Annotated in this window: 23 protein-coding genes; 13 read left to right on the forward strand and 10 right to left on the reverse strand. The window is 72.2% G+C overall.

Annotated elements, in window-relative coordinates; translation table 11 throughout:
• Positions 1-27 precede the first annotated feature (27 nt).
• Complete coding sequence (locus IEZ24_RS01365; protein ID WP_129455920.1) at positions 28-576, forward strand: hypothetical protein; 549 nt, start codon at positions 28-30, stop codon at positions 574-576.
• A gap of 63 nt (positions 577-639) precedes the next feature.
• Here IEZ24_RS01365 and IEZ24_RS01370 read toward each other — a convergent pair whose 3' ends face one another.
• On the reverse strand, positions 640-981 hold the full coding sequence (locus tag IEZ24_RS01370) for a YciI family protein (RefSeq protein WP_129455921.1): 342 nt from the start codon (positions 979-981) through the stop codon (positions 640-642).
• A gap of 111 nt (positions 982-1,092) precedes the next feature.
• On the opposite strand from IEZ24_RS01370, the gene IEZ24_RS01375 reads away from it, so the two are divergent.
• On the forward strand, positions 1,093-1,509 hold the full coding sequence (locus IEZ24_RS01375; RefSeq protein ID WP_129455922.1) for a pilus assembly protein CpaE: 417 nt from the start codon (positions 1,093-1,095) through the stop codon (positions 1,507-1,509).
• Positions 1,510-1,516: 7 nt separating this feature from the next.
• Here the strand turns inward: IEZ24_RS01375 and msrA are convergent, their stop codons facing one another.
• Positions 1,517-2,167 (reverse strand): peptide-methionine (S)-S-oxide reductase MsrA, encoded by a 651-nt coding sequence (gene msrA, locus IEZ24_RS01380; RefSeq protein WP_129455923.1) that lies wholly within the window; start codon positions 2,165-2,167, stop codon positions 1,517-1,519.
• Positions 2,168-2,303: 136 nt separating this feature from the next.
• On the opposite strand from msrA, the gene IEZ24_RS01385 reads away from it, so the two are divergent.
• The 6 genes from IEZ24_RS01385 to ilvA all read left to right on the forward strand — a co-directional run bounded on the left by IEZ24_RS01385 (position 2,304) and on the right by ilvA (position 8,631).
• Positions 2,304-2,987, forward strand: a complete 684-nt coding sequence (locus IEZ24_RS01385) for a hypothetical protein (RefSeq protein ID WP_129455924.1) — start codon at positions 2,304-2,306, stop codon at positions 2,985-2,987.
• Between the two features lie 103 nt (positions 2,988-3,090).
• Positions 3,091-4,251, forward strand: a complete 1,161-nt coding sequence (locus tag IEZ24_RS01390) for a cystathionine gamma-synthase (RefSeq protein WP_129455925.1) — start codon at positions 3,091-3,093, stop codon at positions 4,249-4,251.
• Positions 4,252-4,254: 3 nt separating this feature from the next.
• Positions 4,255-4,578 carry a YidH family protein gene (locus IEZ24_RS01395; protein ID WP_129455926.1) on the forward strand — a complete coding sequence of 108 codons (324 nt, stop codon included), beginning with the start codon at positions 4,255-4,257 and terminating at the stop codon, positions 4,576-4,578.
• Positions 4,575-6,035 (forward strand): glutamate mutase L, encoded by a 1,461-nt coding sequence (locus IEZ24_RS01400; protein WP_242498541.1) that lies wholly within the window; start codon positions 4,575-4,577, stop codon positions 6,033-6,035. Before IEZ24_RS01395 ends, IEZ24_RS01400 begins: the two co-directional genes overlap by 4 nt.
• On the forward strand, positions 6,032-7,426 hold the full coding sequence (locus tag IEZ24_RS01405) for an AI-2E family transporter (protein WP_242498542.1): 1,395 nt from the start codon (positions 6,032-6,034) through the stop codon (positions 7,424-7,426). Before IEZ24_RS01400 ends, IEZ24_RS01405 begins: the two co-directional genes overlap by 4 nt.
• A complete protein-coding gene (ilvA, locus tag IEZ24_RS01410; protein ID WP_129455927.1) occupies positions 7,423-8,631 on the forward strand; it encodes a threonine ammonia-lyase in 1,209 nt (402 codons plus the stop codon). The genes IEZ24_RS01405 and ilvA overlap by 4 nt, the downstream gene beginning before the upstream one ends.
• A gap of 79 nt (positions 8,632-8,710) precedes the next feature.
• Here ilvA and greA read toward each other — a convergent pair whose 3' ends face one another.
• Positions 8,711-9,202, reverse strand: a complete 492-nt coding sequence (gene greA, locus IEZ24_RS01415; protein WP_129455928.1) for a transcription elongation factor GreA — start codon at positions 9,200-9,202, stop codon at positions 8,711-8,713.
• A gap of 177 nt (positions 9,203-9,379) precedes the next feature.
• Positions 9,380-9,796: a DUF4307 domain-containing protein gene (locus IEZ24_RS01420; protein WP_129455929.1), complete on the reverse strand. Its 417-nt coding sequence runs from the start codon at positions 9,794-9,796 to the stop codon at positions 9,380-9,382.
• A gap of 37 nt (positions 9,797-9,833) precedes the next feature.
• On the opposite strand from IEZ24_RS01420, the gene mca reads away from it, so the two are divergent.
• Both mca and IEZ24_RS01430 read left to right on the forward strand, forming a co-directional pair.
• On the forward strand, positions 9,834-10,745 hold the full coding sequence (gene mca / locus IEZ24_RS01425; RefSeq protein WP_129455930.1) for a mycothiol conjugate amidase Mca: 912 nt from the start codon (positions 9,834-9,836) through the stop codon (positions 10,743-10,745).
• A gap of 23 nt (positions 10,746-10,768) precedes the next feature.
• Positions 10,769-11,017: a hypothetical protein gene (locus IEZ24_RS01430; RefSeq protein WP_129455931.1), complete on the forward strand. Its 249-nt coding sequence runs from the start codon at positions 10,769-10,771 to the stop codon at positions 11,015-11,017.
• On the opposite strand, the gene IEZ24_RS01435 is transcribed toward IEZ24_RS01430, so the two are convergent.
• From IEZ24_RS01435 to IEZ24_RS01450, 4 genes are all read right to left on the reverse strand, one after another.
• Entirely contained in the window at positions 10,942-11,640 is a 699-nt protein-coding gene (locus IEZ24_RS01435; RefSeq protein WP_129455932.1) for a class I SAM-dependent methyltransferase, read from the reverse strand. The two genes, IEZ24_RS01430 and IEZ24_RS01435, sit on opposite strands and share 76 nt — an antisense overlap.
• Before the next feature lie 74 nt (positions 11,641-11,714).
• Positions 11,715-13,850, reverse strand: a complete 2,136-nt coding sequence (locus IEZ24_RS01440) for an alpha-galactosidase (protein ID WP_129455933.1) — start codon at positions 13,848-13,850, stop codon at positions 11,715-11,717.
• On the reverse strand, positions 13,847-14,662 hold the full coding sequence (locus IEZ24_RS01445; RefSeq protein WP_129455934.1) for a DeoR/GlpR family DNA-binding transcription regulator: 816 nt from the start codon (positions 14,660-14,662) through the stop codon (positions 13,847-13,849). Before IEZ24_RS01445 ends, IEZ24_RS01440 begins: the two co-directional genes overlap by 4 nt.
• A complete protein-coding gene (locus IEZ24_RS01450; RefSeq protein ID WP_129455935.1) occupies positions 14,662-16,719 on the reverse strand; it encodes a beta-galactosidase in 2,058 nt (685 codons plus the stop codon). Before IEZ24_RS01450 ends, IEZ24_RS01445 begins: the two co-directional genes overlap by 1 nt.
• A gap of 188 nt (positions 16,720-16,907) precedes the next feature.
• Here IEZ24_RS01450 and IEZ24_RS01455 point away from each other — a divergent pair, with 188 nt between their 5' ends.
• The 3 genes from IEZ24_RS01455 to IEZ24_RS01465 are packed head-to-tail and all read left to right on the forward strand — an operon-like array spanning position 16,908 to position 20,128.
• Positions 16,908-18,236: an ABC transporter substrate-binding protein gene (locus IEZ24_RS01455; protein ID WP_207206863.1), complete on the forward strand. Its 1,329-nt coding sequence runs from the start codon at positions 16,908-16,910 to the stop codon at positions 18,234-18,236.
• A 3-nt stretch (positions 18,237-18,239) separates the two neighbouring features.
• The gene (locus IEZ24_RS01460) at positions 18,240-19,187 is read left to right on the forward strand and encodes a carbohydrate ABC transporter permease (RefSeq protein WP_129455936.1); all 948 of its coding nucleotides are present in this window, start codon (positions 18,240-18,242) and stop codon (positions 19,185-19,187) included.
• The gene (locus IEZ24_RS01465) at positions 19,184-20,128 is read left to right on the forward strand and encodes a carbohydrate ABC transporter permease (protein WP_191192795.1); all 945 of its coding nucleotides are present in this window, start codon (positions 19,184-19,186) and stop codon (positions 20,126-20,128) included. The genes IEZ24_RS01460 and IEZ24_RS01465 overlap by 4 nt, the downstream gene beginning before the upstream one ends.
• A gap of 34 nt (positions 20,129-20,162) precedes the next feature.
• Here IEZ24_RS01465 and IEZ24_RS01470 read toward each other — a convergent pair whose 3' ends face one another.
• Positions 20,163-21,320 (reverse strand): phospholipase D-like domain-containing protein, encoded by a 1,158-nt coding sequence (locus IEZ24_RS01470; protein WP_129455937.1) that lies wholly within the window; start codon positions 21,318-21,320, stop codon positions 20,163-20,165.
• Positions 21,321-21,353: 33 nt separating this feature from the next.
• Entirely contained in the window at positions 21,354-26,645 is a 5,292-nt protein-coding gene (locus tag IEZ24_RS01475) for a CHAT domain-containing protein (RefSeq protein WP_129455938.1), read from the reverse strand.
• Positions 26,646-26,814 lie beyond the last annotated feature (169 nt).

The following is a 26,814-nucleotide window of genomic DNA, read 5'->3' on the forward strand; positions in this document are numbered from 1 at the left end:
ATGCACGTACGAGAACGGAACAGCACCATGCGCAGCACCCTCCTGGGCGCCGCGACCCTGTCGGTCGCCGCCACCCTCGCCCTGACCCAGCTCTCGCCGGCCAGCGCCGACAGCATCGGCGTCAAGGACCCGAAGGACCTCGCCCACGGCGCCGACCTCAGGTCGGTGCAGGTCGAGCACAAGACCCGCAACATCGTCGTGACCACGACCCACACCGACCTGCGCCGGTCCTTCCGGTCCGGGTCGTCGGGCGCGGTCTACCTCGACACCGACCCGGCCGACCCGGGCCCGGAGTACGTCTTCGCCGGCGGCTACTTCGTCGGCACCGACTACCAGCTGCTCGAGGTCGACGGCTTCTCCAACAAGACCTGGGGAGAGCCGGCCGAGGGGTCGTACGCGATGCGGATCGACTACGACGCCGAGCACGTCCGGATGCGGATCTCTCGCGAGACCCTGGGCTCGCCCGACGAGGTCCGCGTCGCGGTCCGCGTCGCCGGCTCCCGCCCCGACGGCAGCAACACCCGCCGCGACTGGCTCGGCGAGCCGCGCAGCTTCACCGAGTGGGTCGCGCAGTAGCCGAGCGAGGAACCAGCGAGGTGTGTCGAGACCCGGCGCCGCCAACCAGGCGGCGTCGGGTCCTCACGTGACGACCCGGACCTCCTGCGGCCAGCCGCAGCCCTCGGCCACCCGGGCGGCCCACATCTTGGCGGTCTCGATGTCGGGGACCTCGATGATCGTGATCCCGCCGAGGTACTCCGTCGTCTCGGTGTACGGGCCGTCGGTGACCACCATCGTCCCGCTGGTCCCGTCGGCGCTGAACGCCTGCTCCATGTCCTCCACGAGCCCGCCGGCGAAGACGAGGACCCCGGCCTCCTCCATGTCGCGGACCACCGCCGTGGACGGCTCGACCCGGCTCTGGAACCACGCCTCGTCGTGGTCCCCGACCCACTGCTGGTGGAAGTAGATGGCGTACTGGGTCATGAGAGCTCCTCCGTCGGGGCCGCCCCGTGCGGCCTGTCACCACTGTGACGGACGAGGGCCCTCCGATTCGACACCCGCCTCGTGTCACCGGGGCCGCGCGACACTGTGCGGGTGATCTCCCTCGACCTCGCCCTGCGCCTGCACCACGCCGGAGTGGCGTGGACGCCCGGCAACGGCGACCGCTTCTGGCTCCCCGACCGGGAGCTCGACGAGACGATCTTCACCGTCAGCGACATGGTCGTCGAGGTGCGCGACCACGCCGGCGGTCGTGTCCTCGCCTTCAACGGCACGACCGAGTGGGCGTTGGACGCCATCGAGGAGCACGAGGTGGTGTGGCTGCCGCGCCTCGACCAGCTGCTCGACCTCCTCGGCCCGCGCTTCGTGAGCCTCACCGCGCGCTCGGGCGGGCACGTCGTCCGCGTGCGGTCGGGTCAGTCCGAGCAGGAGCACGTCGACGTGGGTGCGGCCGACGCGGCGGCACGCGCCGTGCTGGGCCTGATGGAGCAGGGCGGCCGGGCGGGCGCCTGACGCCGGTTCAGGCGGTCTCGGGGAACGCCACTCCAGTGTTGGCGTGGCACCGGTAGCCGAACGGGTTCTTCGCCAGGTACTGCTGGTGGGCGTCCTCGGCGTAGTAGTACGGCGTCTCGCTGGCGGGGCGGATCTCGGTGGTGATCTCGCCGAGCCCGCGGCGGGCGAGCTCGTCGCCGTAGACCTTGGTCAGCTCGCGGGCCGTCTGCTCCTGCTCGGGGGTGGTCCAGTAGATCGCCGAGCGGTACTGCGTGCCGACGTCGTTGCCCTGACGCATCCCCTGCGTGGGGTCGTGGATCTCGAAGAACTTCTTGAGCAGGTCGGCGTACGACACCACGGACGGGTCGAAGACGACGCGGATGGCCTCGGTGTGGCCGGTGTGGCCGCTGCAGACCTCCTCGTACGTCGGGTGGGGCGTGCTGCCGCCGGCGTAGCCGACCGAGGTCGACCAGACGCCGGGGAGCTGCCAGTAGATCTCCTCCGCGCCCCAGAAGCAGCCGAGACCGAGGATCGCGACCTCGTGGCCCTCGGGGACCTCGTCTGTGACGACGGGCGCGTCGAGCACCACGTGACGGCCCAGCGACCACGGCTGCTGCGAGCGTCCCGGGAGCGCCTGGTCGGCGGAGGGCAGGGTCGTGGGCTTGCCGAATCCGAACATGCGCCCATTCTCCCCGGTCGGGCAAGCGGTTCCACGTTCAACTGGACTAGACGTCGTACTACTACCGATGACCCGATGTCAGCGCTGGGCCACCGTGAGCGGTCACAGCTCTTTCCCGTCTGAAAGGAATCGCGTCATGTCTTCACGTCGATCGGTGCGGCAGGTCCTCGTCGCCGTCCTCCTCGGAGTCCTGGTCGGGGGCGGGCTCATGGCCGTCACGCCCGCTGGGGCCGAGGTGAGCAGCGCGGTGGCGACCAACTGGAAGAAGATCTGGAAGAAGAACCTCAAGCCGCTCGCCGACAAGCGCTACTACACCAAGAAGCAGAGCGACGCGAAGTACCAGCCCAAGGGCAGCTACGAGACGGCAGGCTCGGGCTACTCCAAGGCCGAGACCTACAGCAAGACCGAGGTCGACTCGAAGCTGGCGCCGTTCGTGAACTCCGTAGCGGCGCACGCCGGCGGTGACCAGGCCCTCGCGCTCTCGACCACCGACACCGTCGTCCGCTCGGTGAGCATCATGCCGCCCGCCAACGGCACCGTGATCGTGTCGTCCGGCGGATACATCTGGGCAACGGCGGCCAGCGACGTGGTCGCCCGCTGCTCCGTCACGCCGGGGACCGTGCTGGATGGTGACTCCTACCAGTACGTGAACATGCCTGGGGCGGCGATCGCCCAGAGCGAGGTGATCGGAGCCTCGCGCGGCTTCGCCGTCACCAAGGGCTCGCTCTTCACCGCGAACCTGGTGTGCGACGTGTTCGCCGGATCCGCGAGCGCGTCAGTCTCCGACAGCAGCCTGACCGCGATCTTCGCGCCCAACTGATCCCCCGGTCTCCAGGGAAGAACGGCCGTCACGCCCCATACGTGGCGGCCGTTCCGCTGTCCTCCCTGCGAGGCGCGCCGCGGGCTGGGTCTACGCTCGCGGTGTGACCCAGGAACGTGCCGACAAGGCGGGGTTCGAGACGCGTGCGATCCACGCCGGCTACGAGCCCGACGCGATGACCGGGGCGGTCAACCCGCCCATCTACGCCAGCAGCACCTACAAGCAGGACGGCGTCGGCGGGCTGCGCGGCGGCTACGAGTACAGCCGCTCGGCCAACCCCACCCGTACGGCCCTCGAGGGTGCGCTGGCCGCGGTGGAGGAGGGGGAGCGGGGCTTCGCCTTCGCCTCCGGCCTCGCCGCCGAGGACACGATCATCCGGGCCCTGACCGGCCCGGGCGACCACGTCGTCATCCCCGACGACGCCTACGGCGGCACCTTCCGCCTGTTCGACAAGGTCGCCAAGGTCTGGGGCCTCGACCACAGCCCCGCCCCGGTCGCCGACACCGACGCCGTGGGCGCGGCGATCGAGCCGGGCCGTACGAAGCTGGTCTGGGTCGAGACGCCCACCAACCCGATGCTCACCATCGGCGACATCGAGGCCCTCGCGACCGTGGCGCACGACGCGGGCGCGCTGCTCGTCGTCGACAACACCTTCGCCTCGCCCTACCTCCAGCAGCCGCTCACGCTCGGCGCGGACGTGGTGGTCCACTCGACGACCAAGTACGTCGGCGGGCACAGCGACGTGGTCGGGGGAGCGGTCGTCGTGCGCGACCTCGACCTCGCCGAGAGGATCGGCTTCCACCAGAACGCCATGGGTGCCGTCGCCGGCCCCTTCGACGCGTTCCTCACCCACCGCGGCCTCAAGACGCTGGGCGTACGCATGGACCGCCACTGCGACAACGCCGAGCGCCTCGTGGCGTTCCTCGACGGTGACCCGCGGGTCGCCGAGGTGATCTACCCCGGGCTCGCGGCCCACCCCGGCCACGAGGTCGCGGCCCGGCAGATGAAGCGCTTCGGCGGGATGATCTCCTTCCGCGTCGCGGGCGGCGAGCAGCAGGCGCTGGCGGTCTGCGAGCGGGCCGAGGTCTTCACCCTCGGCGAGTCGCTCGGCGGCGTCGAGTCGCTCATCGAGCACCCCGGCCGGATGACGCACGCCAGCGTCGCCGGCACCGACCTCGAGGTCCCCGCCGACCTGATCCGCCTCAGCGTCGGCATCGAGAGCGTCGACGACCTCGTCGCCGACCTCGACCGGGCGCTGGGCTGAGGCGTGGACGCACCCGAGGTGCCGGACATCCGGTTCTCGCTCGCCAACGAGCGCACGTTCCTCGCCTACGAACGCACCGCGATCGGCCTGGTCGCCGCGGCGCTGGCGGTCTTCCACCTGCTCGAGCCGTCGGTGACGCAGAAGGTGCTCGGCCTGCTCCTCCTGGCGTCGGCAGTGATCGCCGCGGGCGGTGGCTGGCTGCGCTTCCGGCAGGCCGACCGGGCGATCCGGTCGGGCCGTGACCTGCCGGCCGGCACCACCGTCCACCTGATGGCGGCCGCGGTGCTGGTCGTGATCGTCGCCGCCGGCATCTCGGTGGTGGTGTGAGCACCGGGACCGTGGCCGGCTGCGTGGTGTGCGTCGACTTCGGCTCCACGTTCACCAAGGCGGCGCTCGTGGACCTCGCGACCGGCGACCTCCTCGCCACCGCCAGCCACCCGACGACGCTGCCCGACGCGGACGGGCATGGTGACGTGCTCGACGGGTACGACGCCTGCGTGGCCGCACTCGTCGAGCAGGACCCCCGCGCAGCCGGCGCCGACGTCCTCGCCTGCTCGAGCGCGGGCGGCGGCCTGCGGATCGCCGTGGTCGGCAACGAGGAGCTGGTGACCGCCGAGGCCGGGCGCCGCGTCGCGCTCTCGAGCGGCGGCAAGGTCGTGCTGGTGCTGCACGGGGGCCTCGACTCCGACAAGCTCATCGCGCTCCGCGAGGCCGAGCCCGACGTCGTCCTGCTCGTCGGTGGCACCGACGGCGGCAACGCCGAGGTGCTCGAGGGGGACGCCGCCTTCCTGTCCCGGGTGCCGTGGCCCGGGCCCGTCGTCGTGGCCGGCAACGTCGAGTCGCAGCCGCTGGTCGCCGACCTCCTGGCGGCGTCCCGCACGCCGTACGTCCTCGCCGACAACGTGGTGCCGAAGATCGGCGTCCTGGCGCCCGACAGCGCACGCCGCGCGATCCGCGAGATCTTCCTCAGCCACGTCATCGGCGGCAAGCACCTCAGCAGCCGCACCGACGCCGACGGGCGCAGCTTCACCGAGATGGTGCGCGGCGCCACCCCCGACGTGGTGCTCACCGGCGTCGAGCTGCTCGCCCGCGGCCTCGACGACGAGCACCCCGGGGCCGGCGACGTCGTGGTGGTCGACGTCGGCGGCGCCACCACCGACGTGCACAGCGTCGTCGAGCTCGACCCGGAGGACAGCGGGCTCGCCCGCGAGGTCGTCGCCACCACGCCCGTCACGCGCACCGTCGAGGGCGACCTCGGCATGCGCTGGTCGGCGATCTCCACGGTCGAGGCCGCATGGGGCTCCGACCCTTCGACGGGCCCAGGACACGACCTGCACGCCGCCGCCGTACGCCGCCGCACCAACCCGGACCTCCTGCCCGACGACTGCTCCGACCCGACCGCCGAGCGTGATGCCGACCTCGCCATCGCGGCGGCCGCCGTACGCCTCGCGCTCGAGCGCCACGCCGGCCGGTCGAAGGTCGTCGTGAGCCCCGAGGGGCGCGTCGTCGAGCGCAGCGGCAAGGACCTCCGCGAGGTCGACCTGCTGGTCGGCTCGGGTGGCGTGCTGCGCCACGGCGGGCCCGACGCCGTACGCCGGGTGCTGGCCCCCGCGACCGGTGACGCCTTCGAGGGCGGCTGGCAGCTGCCGCGCGACCCCGCCGTCGTCGTGGACCGCGACTACGTGCTGGCCGCCGCCGGCCTCCTCGCCGACGAGCACCCCGTCACGGCGCACCGGCTCGTACGCCGCCTGGACCCGTCGACGATCGGTAGCGTGACCACGTGAGCGAGCAGCCCCCTCGCGGGCACGACGAGCCCGACGGGTCCTCGGCCGTCGCCGCGGACGAGGAGACGGGGCGCCGGCGTCTCTTCCAGGCGCTCGGTCGCGGTGACGACGACGACCGGCTGACCGAGCGGTTCGTCGCGCAGTGGGCGCAGATGCGCGCGGAGCGCCGCGCCGAGCCGGTCGTCCCCACCGGACCCTCCAACTTCACCCGGGCGCAGGTGCCGTGGGGGCTCGACCTCGCCGCGGCGTGGTCGTGGCGGCTGGTCGTGATCGCCGCGGCCGGCCTCGGCGTGCTGTGGCTGATGCGCTTCTTCGCCGTGATCACGCTCCCGATCGCCATCTCGCTGCTGATCGCCGCGCTCGCCAGCCCGATGGTCCACGCGCTGCGCCGCATCGGGCTGCCCCGCGGCCCGTCGACCGGCGTGGTGATGGTCGTCGGGATCGGCACCGTCGCGATGCTGCTCACCTTCGTGGGCCAGCAGGTGGCGCAGGGGGCGAGCGACCTCGCCGACTCGGTGGTGACCGGTCTCGAGCAGATCCGCGACTGGCTGCGCAACGGGCCGCTCCACGTCTCCGAGTCGCAGCTCGACGCCTACCTCGAGCAGGTGCAGGGCGCCGTCTCCGACAGCACCGGCACCGACGGCATGGTCACCCGGGTGACCGAGGTCGGCACGGCGGTGGGCCACGTCGTCGCCGGCTTCTTCATCGTCCTGTTCTCCACCTACTTCTTCCTCGCCGACGGCGAGCGGATCTGGGCGTGGCTGGTGCGCCTCGCCCCTCGGGCCGCGCGCGAGCGGGCCGACGCCTCGGGCCGCGTGGCGTGGGTGTCGCTGACCCAGTTCGTCCGAGCCACCGTCCTCGTCGCCCTTGCCGACGCCGTCGGCATCATGGCCGTCGCCTGGTTCCTCGACGTCCCGTTCGTCGTCGCGATCGGCGTGCTCGTCTTCCTCGGCGCCTTCGTGCCGATGATCGGTGCGACCATCGCGGGTTCGGTCGCGATCCTCGTCGCGCTCGTCGACCAGGGGCCGTGGACAGCGCTGCTGATGTTCGGCGGCGTCATCCTCGTGCAGCAGATCGAGGGCCACGTCCTCCAGCCGTTCCTCATGGGCCGCTTCGTCTCGCTCCACCCGCTCGGCGTGATCGTCGCGATCGGCTGCGGCGTCCTCGTCGCCGGCATCGCGGGCGCGCTCATCGCCGTACCACTCGCCGCCGCGGGCAACGCGGTCGCCCAGCACCTCGCGTCCTACACCTCCATCGGCGAGGAGGGCCACGACGACGCCCTCGACCTCGACATCGGACCGCCACCGACCGAGGCCGACCTGCTGCCCGACGACGACAGCCCCCTCGCCGGCCCCGAGGCGCCCGACGACGACGACAAGGACCCGTCATGACCGACGAATGCACCCTGGCCGACATCCTGGCCGCGCGCGAGATGCTCGAGGGCGTCACCGTGACCACGCCCATGGAGGAGTCGCGCTGGCTCTCCGCGCTGGTGGGCGGCCCGGTGTCGCTGAAGTGCGAGAACCTCCAGCGCACGGGCTCCTTCAAGTCCCGCGGCGCCTACGTCCGCATCGCCCGGCTCTCCGCCGAGGAGCGGGCCAAGGGCGTCGTCGCGGCCTCGGCCGGCAACCACGCCCAGGGAGTGGCCCTCGCCGCCGCGACCCTCGGCATCTCCTCCACCGTCTTCATGCCAGAGGGGGCGCCGATCCCCAAGGAGAAGGCCACCCGGGGCTACGGCGCGGACGTCGTCTTCCACGGTCGCTACCTCGAGGACTCGCTCGCCGCGGCGCGCGAGTTCTCCGAGCAGACCGGTGCTGTCCTGATCCACCCCTTCGACCACGTCGACATCGTGGCCGGCCAGGGGACGCTGGGCCTCGAGGTCCTCGAGCAGTCGCCCGACGTACGCACGGTGCTGGTGCCGACGGGCGGCGGCGGGCTGCTGGCCGGGGTGGCGATCGCGATCAAGGCGCTGCGCCCCGACGTACGCGTGGTGGGCGTGCAGGCCGAGGGCGCGGCGGCGTACCCCGGGTCGCTCGCGGCGGGGCACCCCGTGCCGCTGGAGTCGATGAGCACGATGGCCGACGGCATCGCGGTCGGGCGCCCGGGCGACATCACCTTCGCCGCGGTGCGCGACCACGTGGACGAGATCATCACCGTCTCCGAGGAGTCGCTCTCGCGGGCGCTGCTGGCGCTGATCGAGCGGGCCAAGCAGGTCGTGGAGCCCGCGGGCGCCGCTGCGGTGGCGGCGCTGCTCGACAACCCCACCGGCTTCGAGACCCCGGTCGTCGCGGTGCTGTCCGGCGGCAACATCGACCCGCTCCTGCTGAGCAAGGTCATCCGGCACGGCCTCGCCGCCGCCGGGCGCTACCTCTACCTGCGCGTGTGCATCCCCGACCTCCCCGGCGGGCTCGCGTCGCTGCTGTCGGAGATCGGCGCCGAGGGCGCCAACGTCCTCGAGGTCGCCCACGAGCGGATCTCGCCGTCGCTGACGCTCAACGAGGTCGAGGTGCGCATCCAGCTCGAGACCCGGGGCGAGGCGCACGCCGAGCACCTGATGGAGCGGCTGCGCGAGCGGGGCTACCGGGTCAACGACTGAGCGGTGAGTGGCGCAGGTCCTGCGGTCGCAGAACCTGTCTCACTCACCGCTCCGAGGCGGCGGTCGCGCGCGAGAGCGCTCAGGCCTTGTAGGGCTCCGCGTCGACGATCGTGACGCTCAGCTCCTTGCCGTTGGGCGCGGTGTAGGTGACCTTGTCGCCCTTGGACTTGCCGTTGATCGCGGCGCCCATCGCCGACTCGGGCGAGTAGACGTCGAGGGTGTCGCCGTCGGAGAGGTTCTCGCGGGCGCCGAGGAGGAACTTCTCCTCGTCGCCGCCGCCGAAGTCGACCGTCACGACCATGCCGGGCTCGACGACGCCGTCGTCGGGCGGCGTCTCGCCCACCTCGGCGCGACGCAGCATGTCCTCGAGCTGCCGGATCCGGGCCTCCTGCTTGCCCTGGTCGTCCTTGGCCGCGTGGTAGCCGCTGTTCTCCTTGAGGTCGCCCTCGTCGCGCGCGGCGGCGATCTTCTCGATGATCTCCTGCCGCTTGGGGCCCTTGAGGTCGTCGAGCTCGGCCCGCAGCTTGTCGTAGGCCTCCTGGGTCAGCCAGATGGTGCCCTGGTCGGTCATGTCACTACTCCTGCTCACGTGGTGCTGGGATGCGGGTGTGCCTCAGCGCACCCGCATCGGGTCGATTGATGTCTTCCGTCCGATCGGAGTCGGCGCGGCGACGGACGTCGGCCAGCGCACCCGGACGGGCAGAACGTTCAGGTTAGCAAGACCCGGGCAAAAGCGCAGGTGGACGACTCAGCGCGGACGCGGCTGGCCCTCCGCGGTGCAGCCGAGCTTCTCGACGGTGGTCGCGCGCCGCTCGGTGCGGACGACCACCTCGTTGGTGCCGGCGACAGGGGTGAACTCGAGCTCGCCGACGGCCGACTTGTCCTCCGACAGGGCCCGCACCCGGCAGCTGGCGTCCCGCACGCCGTCCTCGAGGCGTACGTCGACGCGGGCGCGGATCTCGTAGTCGCTGGTCACCTCGTAGGTGATGACCTCCGACGACACCTCCGGCGTGCTGTGGAACCACGCGGTCCACGCCAGCCAGGTGAGGCCGACGACGGCGAGGAGGGCGGCGAGGCCGATCACCACCGGGCGCTGCCAGCGCGACGGCGCACCGTAGCGGTCGGCGAGGCGCTGTCCTGCGCCTGTCGAAGGGTCGGTGGTCACGCGTCAAGCGTAAGTGGCCCCTCCTAGACTGAAGACCATGCCCCAGCCCTCCGCAGACCGGCGCACCGACAAGCCCCGCGCCGGGCTCCGCCTGATGCACGTGCACGCCCACCCCGACGACGAGTCGAGCAAGGGAGCGGCGTCGACCGCCAAGTACGTCTCGGAGGGCGTCGACGTCCACGTCGTCACCTGCACCGGCGGCGAGCGCGGCTCGGTCCTCAACGCCAAGATGGACCGCCCCGAGGTCTGGGAGAACATCTCGGAGATCCGTCGCGAGGAGATGCACCGCGCCCGCGACATCCTGGGGGTGCGACAGGACTGGCTCGGCTTCGTCGACTCCGGCTGGCCGGAGGGCGACCCGCTGCCGCCGCTGCCGGAGGGTTGCTTCGCGCTCGTGCCGCTGGAGGAGGCGACCGAGCGCCTCGTGCGGCTGATCCGCGACTTCCGCCCGCACGTGATGACGACCTACGACGAGCGCGGGGGCTACCCGCACCCCGACCACATCCGCTGCCACGAGGTCTCCGTGGCCGCGTACGCCGCCGCGGGCGACCCGGAGCGCTTCCCCGACGCGGGGGAGCCGTGGCAGCCGATGAAGCTCTACTACCACCACGGCTGGAGCTGGGCGAAGACCCATGCCCTCCACGAGGCGATGCTGGCCCACGACCTGGAGTCGCCCTACGAGGAGCGGCTGAAGAACTGGGAGCGCGAGCCCGAGTGGGACGAGCGCATCACGACCCGGGTGCCGTGCGGTGACTTCTTCGGGGTCCGCGACCAGGCCCTGCTCGCCCACGCCACGCAGATCGACCCCGACGGCATGTGGTTCGCCATCCCGCGCGAGATCCAGCAGAAGGTGTGGCCGACCGAGGACTACGAGCTCGTCGAGTCGACGGTCGGGCGCGACCTGCCCGAGGACGACCTGTTCGCCGGGATCCCGACGCCCGCGCCCTGACGGGGGAGTGGGATGATGGAGGCATGCTCGACCTGCTGATCGTCCTGGTCCAAGACCCGACTCCCGAGCCCACCCAGGTGAAGGCCGGGCCGCTGGGCTTCGCGATCTGGATCTTCATGATCCTCGCGGTGGTCGTGATCGCGTTCAGCCTGGTCAAGCAGCTGCGCAAGGCCCAGGCGGCCAAGGACGCCGGCGTCTACGGCGACGAGCCGGTCCGGCGCACCGATGAGACGGACACCTCGGGCTCGTCCACCACCACCGACGAGCGCTGAGCCGCACCGGCCCGGTCCGCCCGAACCAGCCGCACCAGGCAGTCCCAGGCCGTACGCCGCTGCTCACCGCCGTGCGGGTCCTCGGTCGCGACCTCCCGGGCGACGCGCTCGGCGCGCAGCACCTCGACGTCGATCCCCTCGAGATCGCCGAGGACGTCCTCGGCGGTCATCAGCACGGACGGGTCCTGCGGGCCCCCGGTGCCCTCGGCCAGGTTGGTCGAGTCGTGCGCGACGAGCAGCAGGGTGCCGCCCGGGCGCAGCATCCCGACCGCGCTCCGCACCGCCCGCCTCCGGTCGGCGACCGGCAGCTGGAGGTAGGCGACCACCACGAGGTCGACCGGATCCGACGGCTGCCACGTCGTCACGTCGGCGCAGACCCACGTGACGTCGAGGTCGCCCGCGACCCGCGCGCCCTTGTCGAGCGCGACCTGCGAGAAGTCCACGGCCGTGGCCGACCAGCCGCGCGAGGCGAGCCAGATGGCGTTGCGTCCCTCGCCCGCGGCGAGGTCGACGGCCCGCCCCGGAGGCAGGTCGGCGAGCTCGGCGGCCACGAACTGGTTGGGCTCGCGCGACCAGACCAGGTCGCTGGCGGCGTACCGCTCGTCCCACGCGTGTGCGTCCATGTCCTCAGGGTAGGCCCGTGCTCCCCGTCGCCAACCGGTGAGTTGGCGGGAGCAGGCCCGCCCCAGAACCGACCTCAGCCCACGGCCACCAGCCGCAGCACCCGCGCCTCCTCCGGGTCGAGGACGGGCAGCGCGATGCCGGCCGTGGCGAGCACCCGGCCGGTGAGCTCCGTGCCGTGGGCGGACCAGGCGCCGGTGAGGTCGGCGCCGCCGGGTCCGCGGGGCATCTCCTCGGTGACCCGGTAGCGGCGGTCCGGGTCCAGGCCGGTCAGGCGCAGCGGTGCGGGGTGCTGGGTCGCGGTCGCGGCCACCGTCGCGACGACGTACCACGCCTCCGAGCGGTCCGCGCCGACGACGCCGGTGACGAGCAGCGCCGGGTCCGGGTGGTCGGGGTGGACCAAGGTGCCGCTGCCGATCAGCGGGCGCACGCGCTTGTGCAGCTCGATCCACGACCGCAGCTCGGCGAGCTCGCCCTCGTCCAGGCGGGACATGTCCCACTCGATGCCGAACCAGTGGAGCAGGGCGGTGGCGGCGCGGTAGCGCAGGGTGTGGGTGCGCCCGGTCGTGTGGGACGTCGGTCCGCCGACGTGCGAGCCCATCAGCTCCGGCGGCACCAGCAGCGAGGTCCACCGCTGGAGGTGCTGTCGTTCGAGCGAATCGATGGTGTCGCTGGGCCAGATCCGGTCGGTGCGGGCCAGCACCTCCGCGTCGACGCGCGCGCCGCCCGAGGAGCACGACTCGATCTCCAGGGCGGGGTGGGCCTCGCGCAGCTCGTCGAGCAGCCGGTACGCAGCGAGGGTCTGGCCGTGGACGGCCGGGCGCCCGTCGTGGGTGGCGTCGGTGAGGTCGCGGTTGTGGTCCCACTTGAGGTAGGCGACGTCCAGCTCGTCGAGCAGCGCGAGGAGCGCGGCGCGCAGGTCGGCGTACGCTCCCTCGTCCTGCAGGTCGAGGACCTGCTGCTGGCGCCACTCGGGCGGCGCGGCCGCGCGGCCGCGCAGCACGCGCTCGGGGTGGGTGCGGGCCGTCTCGGAGTCGAGGTTGACCATCTCGGGCTCGACCCACAGCCCGAACTCCATCCCGCGCCCGCGCACGTGGTCGACCAGCGGGCCCAGGCCCTGGGGCCACACCTCCGGGTCGACCGTCCAGTCGCCCAGCCCGGCCGTGTCGTCGCGCCGGCCGAGGAACCAGCCGTCGTCGAGGACGAAGCGCTCGACGGCGACCGCGGCCGCGACGTCGGCGAGCTCGGCGATCCGCTCGAGCGAGTGGTCGAAGTAGACCGCCTCCCACGAGTTCGCGATGACCGGCCGCTCGGTGCGCGCCCGGGGCGTCACCGACCGCAGGTGGGCGTGGAAGCGGTGGCTCATCGGGTCCAGCCCCGCAGGGGAGAACGAGCCGAGCAGCCAGGGAGACTCGTAGGTCTCGCCGCGGGCGAGCACGACCTCGCCGGGCGCGAGCAGCTCGCCGCCGCCGAGGAGGACCTCCCCCTCGGGCGTGCGCTCGGCGTAGTGGGTGTGGTTGCCGCTCCACGCGGTGTGCACCGCCCAGAGCTCGCCTGCGCCGAAGTCGAACCCGGGGGTGCCGGCGACCATGACCAGGGTGGCGTCGTGACCCGTACGCCCGTGGCGGGCGTCGCGGCGGTGGGTGCCCTGCACCCACGGGTGCCGCTGCGGGGTGCGCTCCTTGCACCAGCGCCCCGTCAGGTCGAGCAGCTCCGTCGCGTGCGCGCCCACCGGCAGCGCGGTGAGGACCGAGGCGAGGTGGAGGGCGCCGTCGGCCGTGTTGGTCACCGACGTCCGCGCGTGCAGCAGGCCGGCCTCGTCGAGGGACAGCACGACCCGGACGGCCCACCCGGCCTCGTCGTCGGTGGAGCTGCAGGTGAGGTTCGCGTCGTCGGCCCTCACGTCCCAGTCGACCAGGCTCGGCGCCGCCGCGGTGGCGCTGCCGCCGACCCGGTGCCCCGCCAGGGCGGGGGTGCCGGAGTAGCCGCGGGTGCCGTCGGGGACGAGACCGGTGCTGCGCGGGCCGTCGTACGCCGAGCGCGCGGCCCCGGGCCGACGTGCTGTCGCCAGGGCGGCCAGGCCGGCGGCGTCGAGCTCGCCGAGCGCGGCACCCCAGTGCAGGACGACCGGGATGCCGTGGTCGTCGCGGCCGAGCACGAGGCTGACGCCGGCACGGGTGAGGTGGACCGGGGCGTGGGCAGGAGCGCTCATGCGTCGTCCGCCAGGTCGAGCTCGTCCTCGTCGTCGTCGACCGGGTCGACCACGACCAGCTCGCCGACGTGGTCGGCCAGCGCGCCGCTGGCGTGGGCGGAGAGCCCGGAGTCGGTGACCAGCACCGCCGCCTCGGACAGGGCGGCCATGCTGCTGAGGCCCACGACGCCCCACTTGCTGGAGTCGGCGCACACGATCAGGCGCCGCGAGCGCTCGATCATCGCCCGGTTGGTCTCCGACTCGAGCAGGTTGGGCGTGCTGAAACCGGCCCTGACGTCCATGCCGTGCACCCCCATGAAGAACGCGTCGACGTGGAGGCTGCGCAGCGACGACACCGCGACCGGTCCGACGAGCGCGTCGGACGGGGTGCGCAGGCCGCCGGTCAGCAGCACCGACGTGGTGGCGTCCCCGGTGCGGTGCAGGACGTCGGCGACCCACACGGAGTTGGTCACGACCGTGAGGTTGGGGATGCGGGCGATGTGCTCGGTCAGCGCGTGGGTGGTGGTGCCGGCCGAGACGGCGATGGCCATCCCGGTGTGCACCATGTCGGCGGCCGCGCGGGCGATCGCCTCCTTCTCGCGTCGACGCTGCACGGACTTGGCGGCGAAGCCCGGCTCCGACGACGACGGCTCGGCCACGGCCAGTGCGCCGCCGTGGACCTTCTCCAGCAGCCCGTCGCGGTGCAGGGCGACGAGGTCACGGCGCACGGTCATGTCGGAGACGCCGAGCAGCTCGACGAGGTCGGTGACGCGCACCGTCCCGTCGCGGCTCAGCTCGGCCAGGATCCGGCTCCGGCGCTGCGCGGCGAGCATCAGCTCCTCCCGCCCGGCACCGAGGTGTCGCGGACGGCCTCGCGGACCACCTCGCGGACCACCTCGCGGACGACGGCCACCCCGCCGGCCGGCACCTCCAGGTCGCCGGCGACCTCGCGTCCGGCGACCAGGTCGGTGCCGTGCACGTCGACCGCGGCGGGGGCGTCGCCGTGGTTGATCACGAACAGCCAGCTCGCGTCGGCGCCCACCCGCCTGGTGACCTCGACCAGGTCCGCGGCGCCGGGCAGGGTCTCGATGCCGGTCTCGGCCACCAGCCGGTCGACGAGTCGGTCGGTGCCGCCGCGGTCGAGCCGCGTCGCGACGTACCACGCGACCCCGGAGCCGACCTCGCGCCGCGTCACCGCGGGCAGGCCCGCGGCGGGCCCGTCGGCGTACGTCGCGACGGCCTCGGCGCCGGTGAGCTCGAGGTCCTCGGCCCAGGTGTCGGCGGTGACGGCGCCGCTCCCGAGGCCGTCGACGCGCACCGTCTCGCCCGCTAGCAGGGGCAGGAGCTCGGTCGTCCGTACGCCGAGCAGGTCGCGGAAGGCACCCGGGTAGCCGCCGAGGCGGATGTGGTCGTTCTCGTCGACGATGCCGCTGAAGTAGGTGATCACCACCGTGGCGCCGGCCTCGGCGGCAGCCGTCAGCGCGGCCACGGTGGCGTCGCTGACGAGGTAGAGCGTGGGGACCACGACGAGCCGGTAGGCGGAGAGGTCGGCGCTGGGGTGGACCACGTCGACGCCCACGCCCCGGGCCGACAGGGAGCGGTGCAGGTCCTCGGCCCGGTCCCGGTAGCGCACGTCGATGCTCGGGTGGGAGTCGAGCTCGCACCCCCACCACGCCTCGTAGTCGAACAGGATCGCCGCGTCGTTGCGCGCCGTGCTGCCCGAGACCTCCTCGACGGCGTCCAGGAGCCGCGACAGCTCCACCACCTCGCGCCACTGGCGGGTGTCGGTGCCGGCGTGGGGCAGCAGGCCGGAGTGGAACTTCTCCGCGCCGGCGCGCGACGCGCGCCACTGGAAGAACAGCACCGCGTCGGTGCCGTGCGCCACGTGGGACAGGCTGTTGCGGATCATCTCGCCGGGCCGCTTGGCCCGGTTGCGCGGCTGCCAGTTGACGGCGCTGGTGCTGTGCTCCATCAGCAGCCAGGGGCGACCGTCGGCGGTGCCGCGGGTCAGGTCGGCGCTGAAGGCGAGCTCACGGTGCCCGTCGTCCTCGGCGGCGATGAGGTAGTGGTCGTTGGACACCACGTCGAGCTCGCGGCCCCAGCGCAGGTAGTCCATCTGCGGCGTCTGGCGCATCACCATGAAGTTGGTGGTGACCGGGACGCCGGGGGAGAGGCGGTGCAGGACGTCGCGCTCCACGACGAAGTTGTCGAGCAGCTGGTCGGAGGAGAAGCGGGCGAAGTCGAGCTGCTGGGTCGGGTTGGCGTGCGTCGGTGCCGAGCGCGGCGGCAGCACCTGCTCGAAGTCGTCGTAGCGCTGGGACCAGAAGGCGGTGCCCCAGGCGTCGTTGAGCCGGGCGACGTCGTCGTCGTAGCGGTCGCGGAGCCAGGTCCGGAAGGCGGCCGCGCTGGTGTCGCAGTAGCAGCGCGCGTTGTGGCAGCCCAGCTCGTTGGACACGTGCCACAGCGCCAGGGCCGGGTGGTCGTGGTAGCGCTCGGCCATGCGGGTGCACAGCTCGAGCGCGTGCTCGCGGTAGACCGGCGAGCTCGGGCAGAACGACTGCCGCCCGCCGGGCCAGAGGGTGCGCCCGTCCGCGGTGACCGGGAGCATCTCGGGGTGCCGGTGGGTCAGCCACGGCGGCGGCGATGCGGTCGCGGTGGCGAGGTCGACCCTGACCCCTGCGGCGTGCAGGTCGTCCATCTGCCGGTCGAGCCAGCCGAACTCCCACTGGTCGGGCCCCGGCTGGAGCCAGGCCCAGGAGAAGACGGCGAGCGTGACCAGGTCGACGCCCGCCTCGCCCATCAGCTCGCGGTCCTCCACGTGGGCTGCGGCGGGCCACTGCTCGGGGTTGTAGTCGCCTCCGAAGGCCAGCGCGGGCAGGGATGTCGGCATGCGACCACTGTGTCGACCCTCACAGGCCGAAGTCAACGCTTTGTGGGGGAAAACGGTTTGGAAATGTTTGATCTGGTGCGAAAACGACACCCGAAAGGGTTGACGGGTCTGTGTCAGTCGTCACATGCTGTCCATCTCTGTTCGGTTTTGTCCCCGTTTGCTCAGTCCGGCTCGTCCAGGAGGCCCCCGTGTCACTGCCCCGCTCCAGCGCGATCCCCCGCTCCGCGCTCACCACCATGGCCGCCTCGCGTCGGTCCGTCCTCCGCGGCCTCGCGCTCAGCGGCCTCGCCGTGGGCGGCGCCAGCGCCCTCGCCGCCTGCGGCGGCGACTCGGGGGGCCCGGCCACCGGCGAGGGCGCCACCGTGAAGTTCGGCATCAACGAGGCGTCCGGCTCGGGGCCCGCCTACGACCGCCTCAAGGCGATCGCCGACGCCTACGCCGAGGAGAGCGGCACCGAGGTGGCGCTCAACGCGGTGGACCACAACACCTTCCAGGAGAGCATCAACACCTACCTCCAGGGCACGCCCGACGACGTCTTCACGTGGTTCGCCGGCTTCCGGATGGCGCAGTTCGCGGAGAACGGGCTGATCACCGACCTGAGCGACCAGTGGCCCATCGACGGCCTCAACGACTCGTTCAAGCAGGCCGCCACCGCCCCCGACGGCAAGCAGTACTTCGTGCCGATCAGCTACTACCCGTGGGCGGTCTTCTACCGGAAGTCCGTCTTCGAGAAGAACGGCTGGGCGCCGCCGGAGACCAACGACGACTTCATGGCCCTCATGGACGACATGCAGGGCAAGGGCGTCACCCCGTTCGCGTTCGGCGACAAGGACGGCTGGCCCGCGATGGGCACCTTCGACATCCTCAACATGCGCCTCAACGGCTTCGACTTCCACATGAGCCTGATGGCGGGCGAGGAGGCCTGGGACGGCGACGAGGTCAAGCTCGTGTTCGACACGTGGCGCAAGCTGCTGCCCTACCACCAGGCCGACCCGCTCGGCCGTACGTGGCAGGAGGCCGCGACCGCGATGGGCAAGGGCGAGTGCGGCATGTACCTGCTCGGCACCTTCGTCGTGGACGCCCTTGGCGAGAACGGCGACGACCTCGACTTCTTCACCTTCCCCGAGCTCGACCCGGCCATCGGCTCCGACGCCCTCGACGCCCCGATCGACGGCTTCTGCGTCGCGGCGGCCGGGCAGAACCAGGACGCCGGCAAGGCGATGGCCAAGTGGCTCGGCAGCGCCGCCGCCGCCGACGCCGGCAACAGCGCCGCCGACGCTCCGTTCATCGCGGCCAACTCCGGCGCCAGCACCTCGACCTACAGCGACCTGCAGAAGAAGTCCGCCGAGGTCGTCGGTGCCGCCGCCAACATCGCCCAGTTCATGGACCGCGACACCAACGCGGACTTCGCGAACACGGTGATGATCCCGTCGATCCAGGAGTTCCTGAAGAACCCCGACGACATCGACGGGGTCACGGCCAGCATCCAGGAGCAGGCCGACTCGATCTTCGGCTGAGCCATGGCACACATCGACGAGGCGCCGCGAGCCACGAAGCCCGGGGAGACGGCCGAGGCGCCGCCGCAGGGCCGGGAGAAGAAGCTGCCCGGGCGCGACCGCTTCACCGTCGTCACGATGGTGACCATCCCGTTGCTGCTCGTGCTCGGGCTGGTGTGGCTCCCGGCGCTGCTGTCGGTGGTGCTGTCGTTCGGCAAGTGGAACGGCTTCGGCGACCTCGACACGATCGAGTGGGTCGGCTTCCAGAACTACCGCGACATCGTCACGATCTACCCCGCGTTCTGGCCGGCGATCCAGCACAACCTCATCTGGCTGGCGTTCCTGTTCTTCCTGCCCACCCTGTTCGGGATGTTCCTCGCGGTGCTGCTCGACCGCGAGATGCGCGGCAGCCGGATCTACCAGACCGCGTTCTACATGCCGGTCGTGCTGTCGCTGGCCCTCATCGGCTTCATCTGGCAGCTCTTCTACTCCCGCGACCAGGGCCTGATCAACGACGTCTTCGGCTCGCAGGTGGACTGGTACGGCGACCCCGACATCAACCTGTGGGCGGTGCTGGTCGCCACGGCGTGGCGCCACACCGGCTACATCATGCTGATCTACCTGGCCGGGCTGAAGGGCGTCGACGCCAGTCTCCGCGAGGCCGCGGCGGTCGACGGCGCCAGCGAGGTGAAGACGTTCTTCCACGTGATCTTCCCGGTGATGCGCCCGATCAACATGATCGTCATCGTCATCGTCGTGATCGAGTCGCTGCGCGCCTTCGACCTCGTCTGGGTCGTCAACAAGGGCCGCAACGGCCTCGAGCTGATCGGCGCCCTGGTCGCCCAGAACGTCATCGGCGAGGCGACCAGGTACGGCTTCGGGTCGGCGCTCGCCGTGATCATGATGCTGATCTCGTCGATCTTCATCACCGTCTACCTGCGCAACGTCTTCCGTGAGGAGCGTCGAGGATGAGCACCCAGGCACTCCCGGCATCGACGGGCCCGACCCCGCCGGACGAGGCAGTGCGGGCCACGCCGCCCAAGCGCGTCGAGGGCGGCGTCATGAGCAAGCCTCGCGGGGTGGTCGTCACGGTGATCGTCGCCCTGCTCGCCCTGGCGTGGCTCTTCCCGCTGCTGTGGGCGCTGGTGAACTCCTTCCGCGAGTACGAGTACACCCAGGCCAACGGCTACCTGTCGTTCGGCGGGTGGACCACGTCCAACTACGAGGAGGCGTGGTCGCGGGGCAACTTCGGGCTGCACATGAAGAACTCGCTGCTCATCACCGTCCCGGCCGTGCTGCTCACCCTGTGGCTGTCCTCGATGGTGGCGTTCGTCCTCGCCCGGTTCAGCTTCCGGTTCAACCTGACGATGCTCGGCGTCTTCCTCGCCGCCAACCTGCTCCCGCCGCAGGCGTTGCTGATCCCGGTCTTCCGGATGTTCCGGGAGATCCCGCTCCCGCTGTTCATGAGCGACTCCGGCTCGATGCTCAACAGCTTCTGGGCGTTGATCCTGGTCAACACCGCGTTCCAGATGGGGTTCTGCACCTTCGTGCTGAGCAACTACATGAAGACGCTGCCCTACGAGATCTACGAGTCCGCCGAGCTCGACGGCGCGAGCGTGTGGCGCCAGTACTGGCAGCTGACGATGCCGCTCGTACGCCCGGCGCTGGCCGCGCTCGCGACGCTGCAGGTGACGTGGATCTACAACGAGTTCTTCTGGGCGACGGTGCTGATCCAGCAGGGCAACAAGCTGCCCGTCACCTCGGCGCTCAACAACCTGCGCGGCCAGTTCTTCACCGACACCAACCTCGTCGCGGCCGGCTCGATCATCGTCGCGCTGCCCGTGCTCGTGGTGTTCTTCGCCCTGCAGAAGCAGTTCGTCTCCGGCCTCACCCTGGGCTCGACGAAGGGCTGAGGCCGGTCGGGCCGCAGCGTCGTCCGGCGGGCCCTCAGCCGGGGGTCCACGGCTCGCTGTTGGCGATGATGCGCTCGACCTCGGCCTTGAGGTGGCGGGCGACCACCCGGCACGGCTGCTCGGCGACCTCGATGCCCTCGACCTCGGCGTGGACCGAGCCGATGACGAAGATGTTCTCGTCGTTGAACTCGTTGGCGGGCGCGGTGTAGTTGAAGCTGCCGGCGACGACGACCTGCTCGTCGATGACCATCAGCTTGTGGTGCAGCTTGCGCAGGCTCGAGAAGACGCCGGAGCGACGCGGCACGAACAGCTCGATGTTGTCGTGGACCAGCCACGCGGGAGCGGCCCAGGCGTGGGCGGCCTGGGTCCGGTCCACGACGCCGCGCACCTTCATGCCGCCGCGGGCCAGGGCGAGCATCGCGTCGTCGATCCCCGAGGAGCCGGCGAAGGTGAAGATCGCGAAGACGATCTCCTCGGTCCCCTTGAGCATCTGCTTGACGATCTCGAGCTCCGGCGTGTGGTCGGGAGCGAAGAGCACCTTCACCGGGACGCCGGCCAGGTCGTAGACCTTCGGCACGTCCCCGTGCAGCCCGCGGCCGAACGAGCCGGCCCGCAGCTGCTCCACCTCGGAGAGGTACTGGCGGCACACGAAGGCACTGCGGAAGACGAAGACGTGGTTGAGGTTGCGGTGGGTGTCGGTCAGGGTGAAGTTCGCCGACCCCGACAGCAGGGCCGAGGTCGGCCGGGCGCGGCCGTCGTAGTCGCGCAGCACGAACTTCTGGTGGAAGATCCGCGGGTTGTAGTCGCCGCGCACCTGCACGTCGGAGCGCAGCAGCGCGGCGAGGATCCGGCGGTTCTCCGCGAGCTCGGTGTCGTCCTCCAGCCACTGCACGCGGTGCAGCGCCTCGGCGGCGGTCTCGCCCGGTCGCGGGACCGGTGCCTTCGGGGGGTCGCCGACGAGGGGGGAGCGCAGGTAGTCCTGCTCGAGGAACAGCTCGACCCGTACGCCGCGCCAGCTCGCGTCGACGAGGGCCTGGGCGATGGCCGGGCTGTCGAGCTCCTGCACGGCCACGCTGAGGGTGGACCGGGCGCCGGCGACGAAGTCGGTGATCACCGCCTCGAGGTCGTCGGCGGCCCCGAGCTCGGTCGGGCCGACGTACGCCTCGATCCTGCCGTCCGCGAACACCGCCATGCCGTCCTCACCCCACCCCGGTCGTGACGCGCCTCATCGCAGCTCGTCCGTGACGACGACCAGCAGCTGCTCCCGGGCCAGGTGGCCGGGAGGCAGCAGCCGCTGGAGCAGCTCGAGGTAGTCCGTGACCGATGCCCGCTCGCGCTCGCTGACGCCCTTGCGGAACGCGTCGCGGTAGGCGTCGGTCAGGTCGAAGACGCCGGAGGTGAAGGCCGCCAGCTCCTTGGCGGTCGGCTGCCTGCCCACCGGGGTCCTCAGCAGGGCGTCGACCAGGAGGCAGTCCGCCGCCGCGAGCTGGGCGAACGGCTTCGGGGACCAGCGCTCCCTCCGCGCGTTCCGCAGCAGCTCGGTCACCGTGTCGAGGTCCTGCTCGGTGGTGCCGGCGACCGTGCCGTCCCGTTGCTGGCGGAGCCACCGCAGGGTGACCTCGCCGAGCCTGCAGTAGCGGTCCTGGCGTCGCGCCCGCTCGTACGCCGTGGTGGCCCGCTCGAACGCGAGGTGTGCGCGCGCGAGCGCCGCGGGGTCCTCCGGGTCGATCCAGAGGCGGTGCAGCTCGAAGTTCGCCGTCAGCTTGAGGCGCTCCGGAGCCTGGGTGACCGCCTCGTCGTCACGTACGGGGCGTCCCAGCCCGTTCATGGTGCGGATGACCCGCTCCGCCTTGGCGAAGCTCCGCTCGGCAGCGGTCTTCTGCGACTTGCGGGCGTGCTCCGCGCCGAGCCGGACGTACGCCGAGACCAGCTGGTCGACGACGTTGAGCGCGGCCACCGAGCTCCAGGTCTCGAGGGCGTCCTGGAAGGAGGAGATCGCCCGCGCGTACGAGCCGAGGTTGCGCCAGACCTCGCCCACGGTCTGCTGGACCTCGCCGTCGATCCAGGCCTGGGGCGCGCCGCTGAGCGCCGCCTCGAGGTCGGCGGTGATCCGCTTGACGGCCCTGGCCCGCAGGTCGGGGTCGGCCGGGAGCCGGGAGGACTGCCGGGCGAGCGAGTCGAGCCACTCCCGCACGGCCTTGGGGTTGGTGAGGTCGAGCTCGCGGGTCGCCGGCGGCAGGCCCTGGATCTTCATCGCTGGAGGGCCGTAGACCTGGTAGGCGCCCCAGGTCGAGGTGTTCCTGTGCTCCTTGAGCACGACCTTGCGAGCGGTCAGGGTGGCGGGTCCCAGGTCCCGACCCGAGAGGAACTCGTCGTAGAAGGTGCCGGCGAACGTGGCGGCCGCGTCGTCCGCCACCGCCCACCCGGCTGCCACGACCGCCCGCACCCCGTTGTCGATGAGCTGGCGGGAGATGCCGGCGGCGAAGCGGTCGGGACGCCAGTCCCGGCGCTCCCACGGGAGGGCAGGCTGCCCGGGCGCCATCGGGGCCAGGGCTGTGGCGAGGTGGCAGCAGTTGAGGAACACCAGGTCCGGCGTCGTCTGCAGCTGCTGGATCTCGAGCGCCGTGAGGCGGTCGTGCTCCCCGATGATCACGCCGGGCCGTCCCGTGGTGTCGCCGTGCGCTGCGAGGTGGATGATCCGGTAGTCGTGGGCGAACAGGGCGTCCAGGATGCTCGTGGTGCAGACCGAGTCGTCGTCGTCGGACGCCGAGATCTGCCGCTCGACCTCGTAGCCGTGCGCCTCGAGCGACGCGGCGACGCGGTTGGCCTCCAGCCGGGCGCCGGGCAGCGGGGGCCAGCCGCGAGCCCGCGGGTCGCCGATGACCAGGGCGCGACTGCCCGAGGCGGGCCGGACCCACTGCCTGAACGTGCTCGTCTCCAGCCGGCGGATGATGCCGACCTCGGCGGCGAGGGGGACGATCGTGTCGTCGTACGACCGGGTGGCGAGCATCTCGAGGGGCAGGCTCGCGGCGTGCGCGTCGAGGATGAACATGATGTTGTCGCTGGGTCGTCCCTGGCCCTTCATGTGGAGCGGCACGAGGAGCTCGTACAACGTGTTGTGCGTCTGCCGCGCCGGCTCGATGTCGCCCTGGATGGAGGTCCTGATGACCTGGTCGATGACCCGTCGCTGCGCGGAGGTCACCGTGGTCTCCGCGCCCGCGCTGCGACCCACCTCCGTGAACGTCAGCTGCACGAGGTCGTCGTCGGCCGCCGGCGGCTGCGGTGGCGCCTCGCCCGGCTCGAGCAGGGTCGCGGACGCCGACGCGGTCACCTTGATGGTGCGCCACCGGTCGTCGAGGTAGCCCGCGGTGCTCCCCTTCCGGCCGCCCACGCCGACCTGGAGCGCGGTGACCACCTGGAGGACGTCCTCGTCGGTGCTCCCGTCGCTCTGGGCGAGGTTGGTCGCGGCCTGGAGCGCCAGGACGGCACGGTCCTCGTAGAGCTCGATGAGCTGCAGGGAGCCCACCACCGGCGGGCTGGCCCAGGCGTCGGGCCGGTTGTCGTCGGGGGTCTGCTGCAGGTCACGCAGCTTGCGGTTGGCGCGGCGTACGCCGGTGATGACGGCGTTGACGGCCGTCTCGATGGGGAGTGCGCCCGATCCCACCGTCCCGGCGAGCACGCACGAGATCTCGAAGCCGCGGTGCTCCTGCAGGTGCGCCTGCCGGGCGACCGGCCCGACGTGCACGTTGGCCGCGGCGAGTCGCAGCACGGCCTGGGTGACGCCGGTGGTCAGCTGGCCCGGCGTCACCTCGCCCGGGGCCCCCAGGCCGATCACCGCCGCGGCCGCACCCTCCAGGTCCGGTCCGGTGAACAGCTGGAGGGTGCCGGCCGGTCCCGGGTACTGCCCCAGGATCCGGTGCGTCGACAGTGCCCCGTCGAGGCGCTGGTCCAGCGCCTTCTCGGCCCCGCCGATCGGCGTGCCGTCCTGGGCGCCGACGATCCAGGGGCCGTCCCCGACGCGGAGGTCTCCGTGGGTGACCCGCACCAGCAGGCTGACCGGCTGGGGGCCGGGGACCGTGCGGATGCCGAGGGCCATGCGTGCCAGCTCGTCGGCGGTGGGGAACAGCAGCTCCCGCTCCGGCTCCGGGTGGGGCGCCGGAGCCGGTGGCGACGCGCTCGGCTGCCCGGCCACGAGCCCGACCGGGCTGCGGCCCTGCACGAGGCGCCGAAGGTCCTGGAGCACCTCCGGGCTGGTGAGGATCGAGCCCGCCGGCGCCCGGCTCAGGTAGTGCTGGCACGGCAGGGTCAGATGACCGTGGCCGGCGTGCACGTTGTCGTGGACGCACACGAAGAGGGGAGGCTCGACCTCCCAGGGGTGGATGAGCGAGAGTCCCTCGCTCCTGACCCGGAAGGCCTCGAGGGCGGCCAGCTGCTCGCCCACCGCTCGCGGCTCGGTCTCGCCGTCGACCAGCGCGAGCGTCCTGGTCAGGTCGTCCTGCCCGGCGGCCCGTCGTGCCATGCCCCTGCGCTCCTCGAACGGAGGGTCGAGGAGGACGGGCCGCAGGCCGGTGCCCGCACACGCCTCGAGGGCGAGCAGCGCGCCCACCCCGTGACCGAGCACCAGGCAGTCGGCCGCGTTCCCGGGCTCGCCGTCGACCGACTCCGACAGGCCGGTGAGGGCCGCACGGAGCTGGGCGGCGGAGTCGCTGAGCGGCAGGCGCCAGTCGTACGGGAAGGCGCGCACCACGAACGTGTGGCGCATCACCTCCACGAGGTCGTCGTACGGCGACACCAGGACGTCGGGCGTGGGCTCGACGAGGCCCGGCACGTCGTCGTCGTCCACCGGGTCCGGGGTGAGGACGGAGGTCACGCCCCGACGTGCGATCGCGCCCGGGGCGGGCCAGATCGTCCGCTCCGCCTCGCTCGCCGAGTGGAGCACCGACCCCATCAGGTCGGGCACGATCACCAGGGTCGGGCCGTGGACGGCGTCGCCGCGACGACGGCTGGACGGAGCGGGCCTGTCCTCGGCGGCGGCCGGGACGGCTCCACGCGCTCCCCGAGGTCCGGGCACGGTCTCCGTGGGCACGAGGGCCGTGCGGATGGCCTCGCGGGAGCTCGGCGTCCGGAAGTAGCCGAAGTGGGTGTGGTCGGAGCTGCGGAAGAGCTCCGCCCGCATGTCGGCCCGGGGCATGCCGCCGTCCATGGCGCTGGTGTTGACGACCAGGTCGTGGTCGCCCTCGAAGAACAGGGTGGGCAGCGCCAGGGCGATCTTGCCGAGGAGCCCCTTCGACTCCAGGTCGCCCTTCACCGCGAACAGTCCGTCGGCGACCGGGTGCTCCACGCCCGCGAGGGTGGCGACGAGTGCGGACTCCGGCACCATGCACTCCAGCCCGGGGACCGCGCGCACGTCGAGACGCTGCTCCAGCAGGACGAGCACCACCTTCTTCACCACGCTGAGGACTCCGGCCGCGTCCAGCCCGGGCACCAGCTTGAGGGCGTTGAAGAAGTAGCTGGCCCACTTGTCGACCTTGCGCGAGGCCAGGATCGTGCCGCGCGCCGGGCACGCGACGCGCACGAACCGCTCGACCCGGATCCCCTTGCCCTGCACGAGCTCGGTGAGCTCGGCCCACGCCGCGACGTCGGGGTGCGTCTCCTGCTTGCGGCGGTCGTAGGCCTGCGTCGAGGGGGCGCCCTGTGCGGCGCAGCTGAGGACCTCGCCGACCAGGCCGCCCCGCGAGTGGCTCAGCATGTGCACGCGGGCGCCCTCGGGCAGGGCCTGTGCCAGGACGACCGCGTTCTCGACCGGCGTGAGCCCCAGGGTCGGGTGCTCGAGCGCGACCAGCCGGTCGTCGTAGCTCCCCAGCATGGCGTCCCAGTCGGTGTGGTCCCGGGCGAGCAGGCCGCCGAAGGACGCCTCGGTGTTCGAGAACGTCCCGTGCAGCAGGACCAGGAACGGGTCCCCGGCCGCGTCGAGGTCCTGCACGAGGCTGTCCGGGCCGAGACGCAGGTCGTGACCCACCCGGTGCACCCCCCGTACGCGCGGATGACCGCGGTCCGGGCTGGTGCTCGGCCGGTCGAGCCTGCCGGTCAGGGCTCGCACCGTGGCCCGGGCGGCCGGCTGCAGCAGCATGTCGAGTCCCCAGTCCGCCACCCCCCGCCCGAGGCCGGCCAGGTCGCTGTCGATCGTGCTCTGCACGACCTCGCGGATCGCCGTACCCGTACCACGGGTGACGGAGGGGACGGCCAGGTCGAGGCGACCGCCTCGCGAGCGCGCCTCGTCCCGGGCGGACTCGGCCGTCCAGAACGTGGTGACGCCGTTGGTGTCGGTGATCTCGAGGAAGTGGCCCTCGTCGACCTCGAGCTCGATCTCCTGGCCGCCCGAACGCGCGGCGACCGTGGTGTTGACCCGGGTGACGACGCGGTAGCCGATGTCATCGAGGACCGTGGCGACCGCGTCCTCCCGGGCCCCGGGGTCGGCAGGCAGGATCTCCCCCCGAACCGTCAGCCTCTCGACCATGGATCCTCCCCCTGAGCGCACTCGCACGACGTCGGCGGGACGGGGGACCCGGCCTCGCCGGTGTCGACGGGCTCTGCCGGACACGGAGGCCCGAGACGTGAACGGCCGTCCCGTCCACGGTCCTCCCGCCGCACCCGCCTGACAACAGCGCGCTCGCCGCGGTCTGGAC

This window comes from Nocardioides ganghwensis (assembly GCF_014779655.1).
Lineage (GTDB): Bacteria > Actinomycetota > Actinomycetes > Propionibacteriales > Nocardioidaceae > Nocardioides > Nocardioides ganghwensis.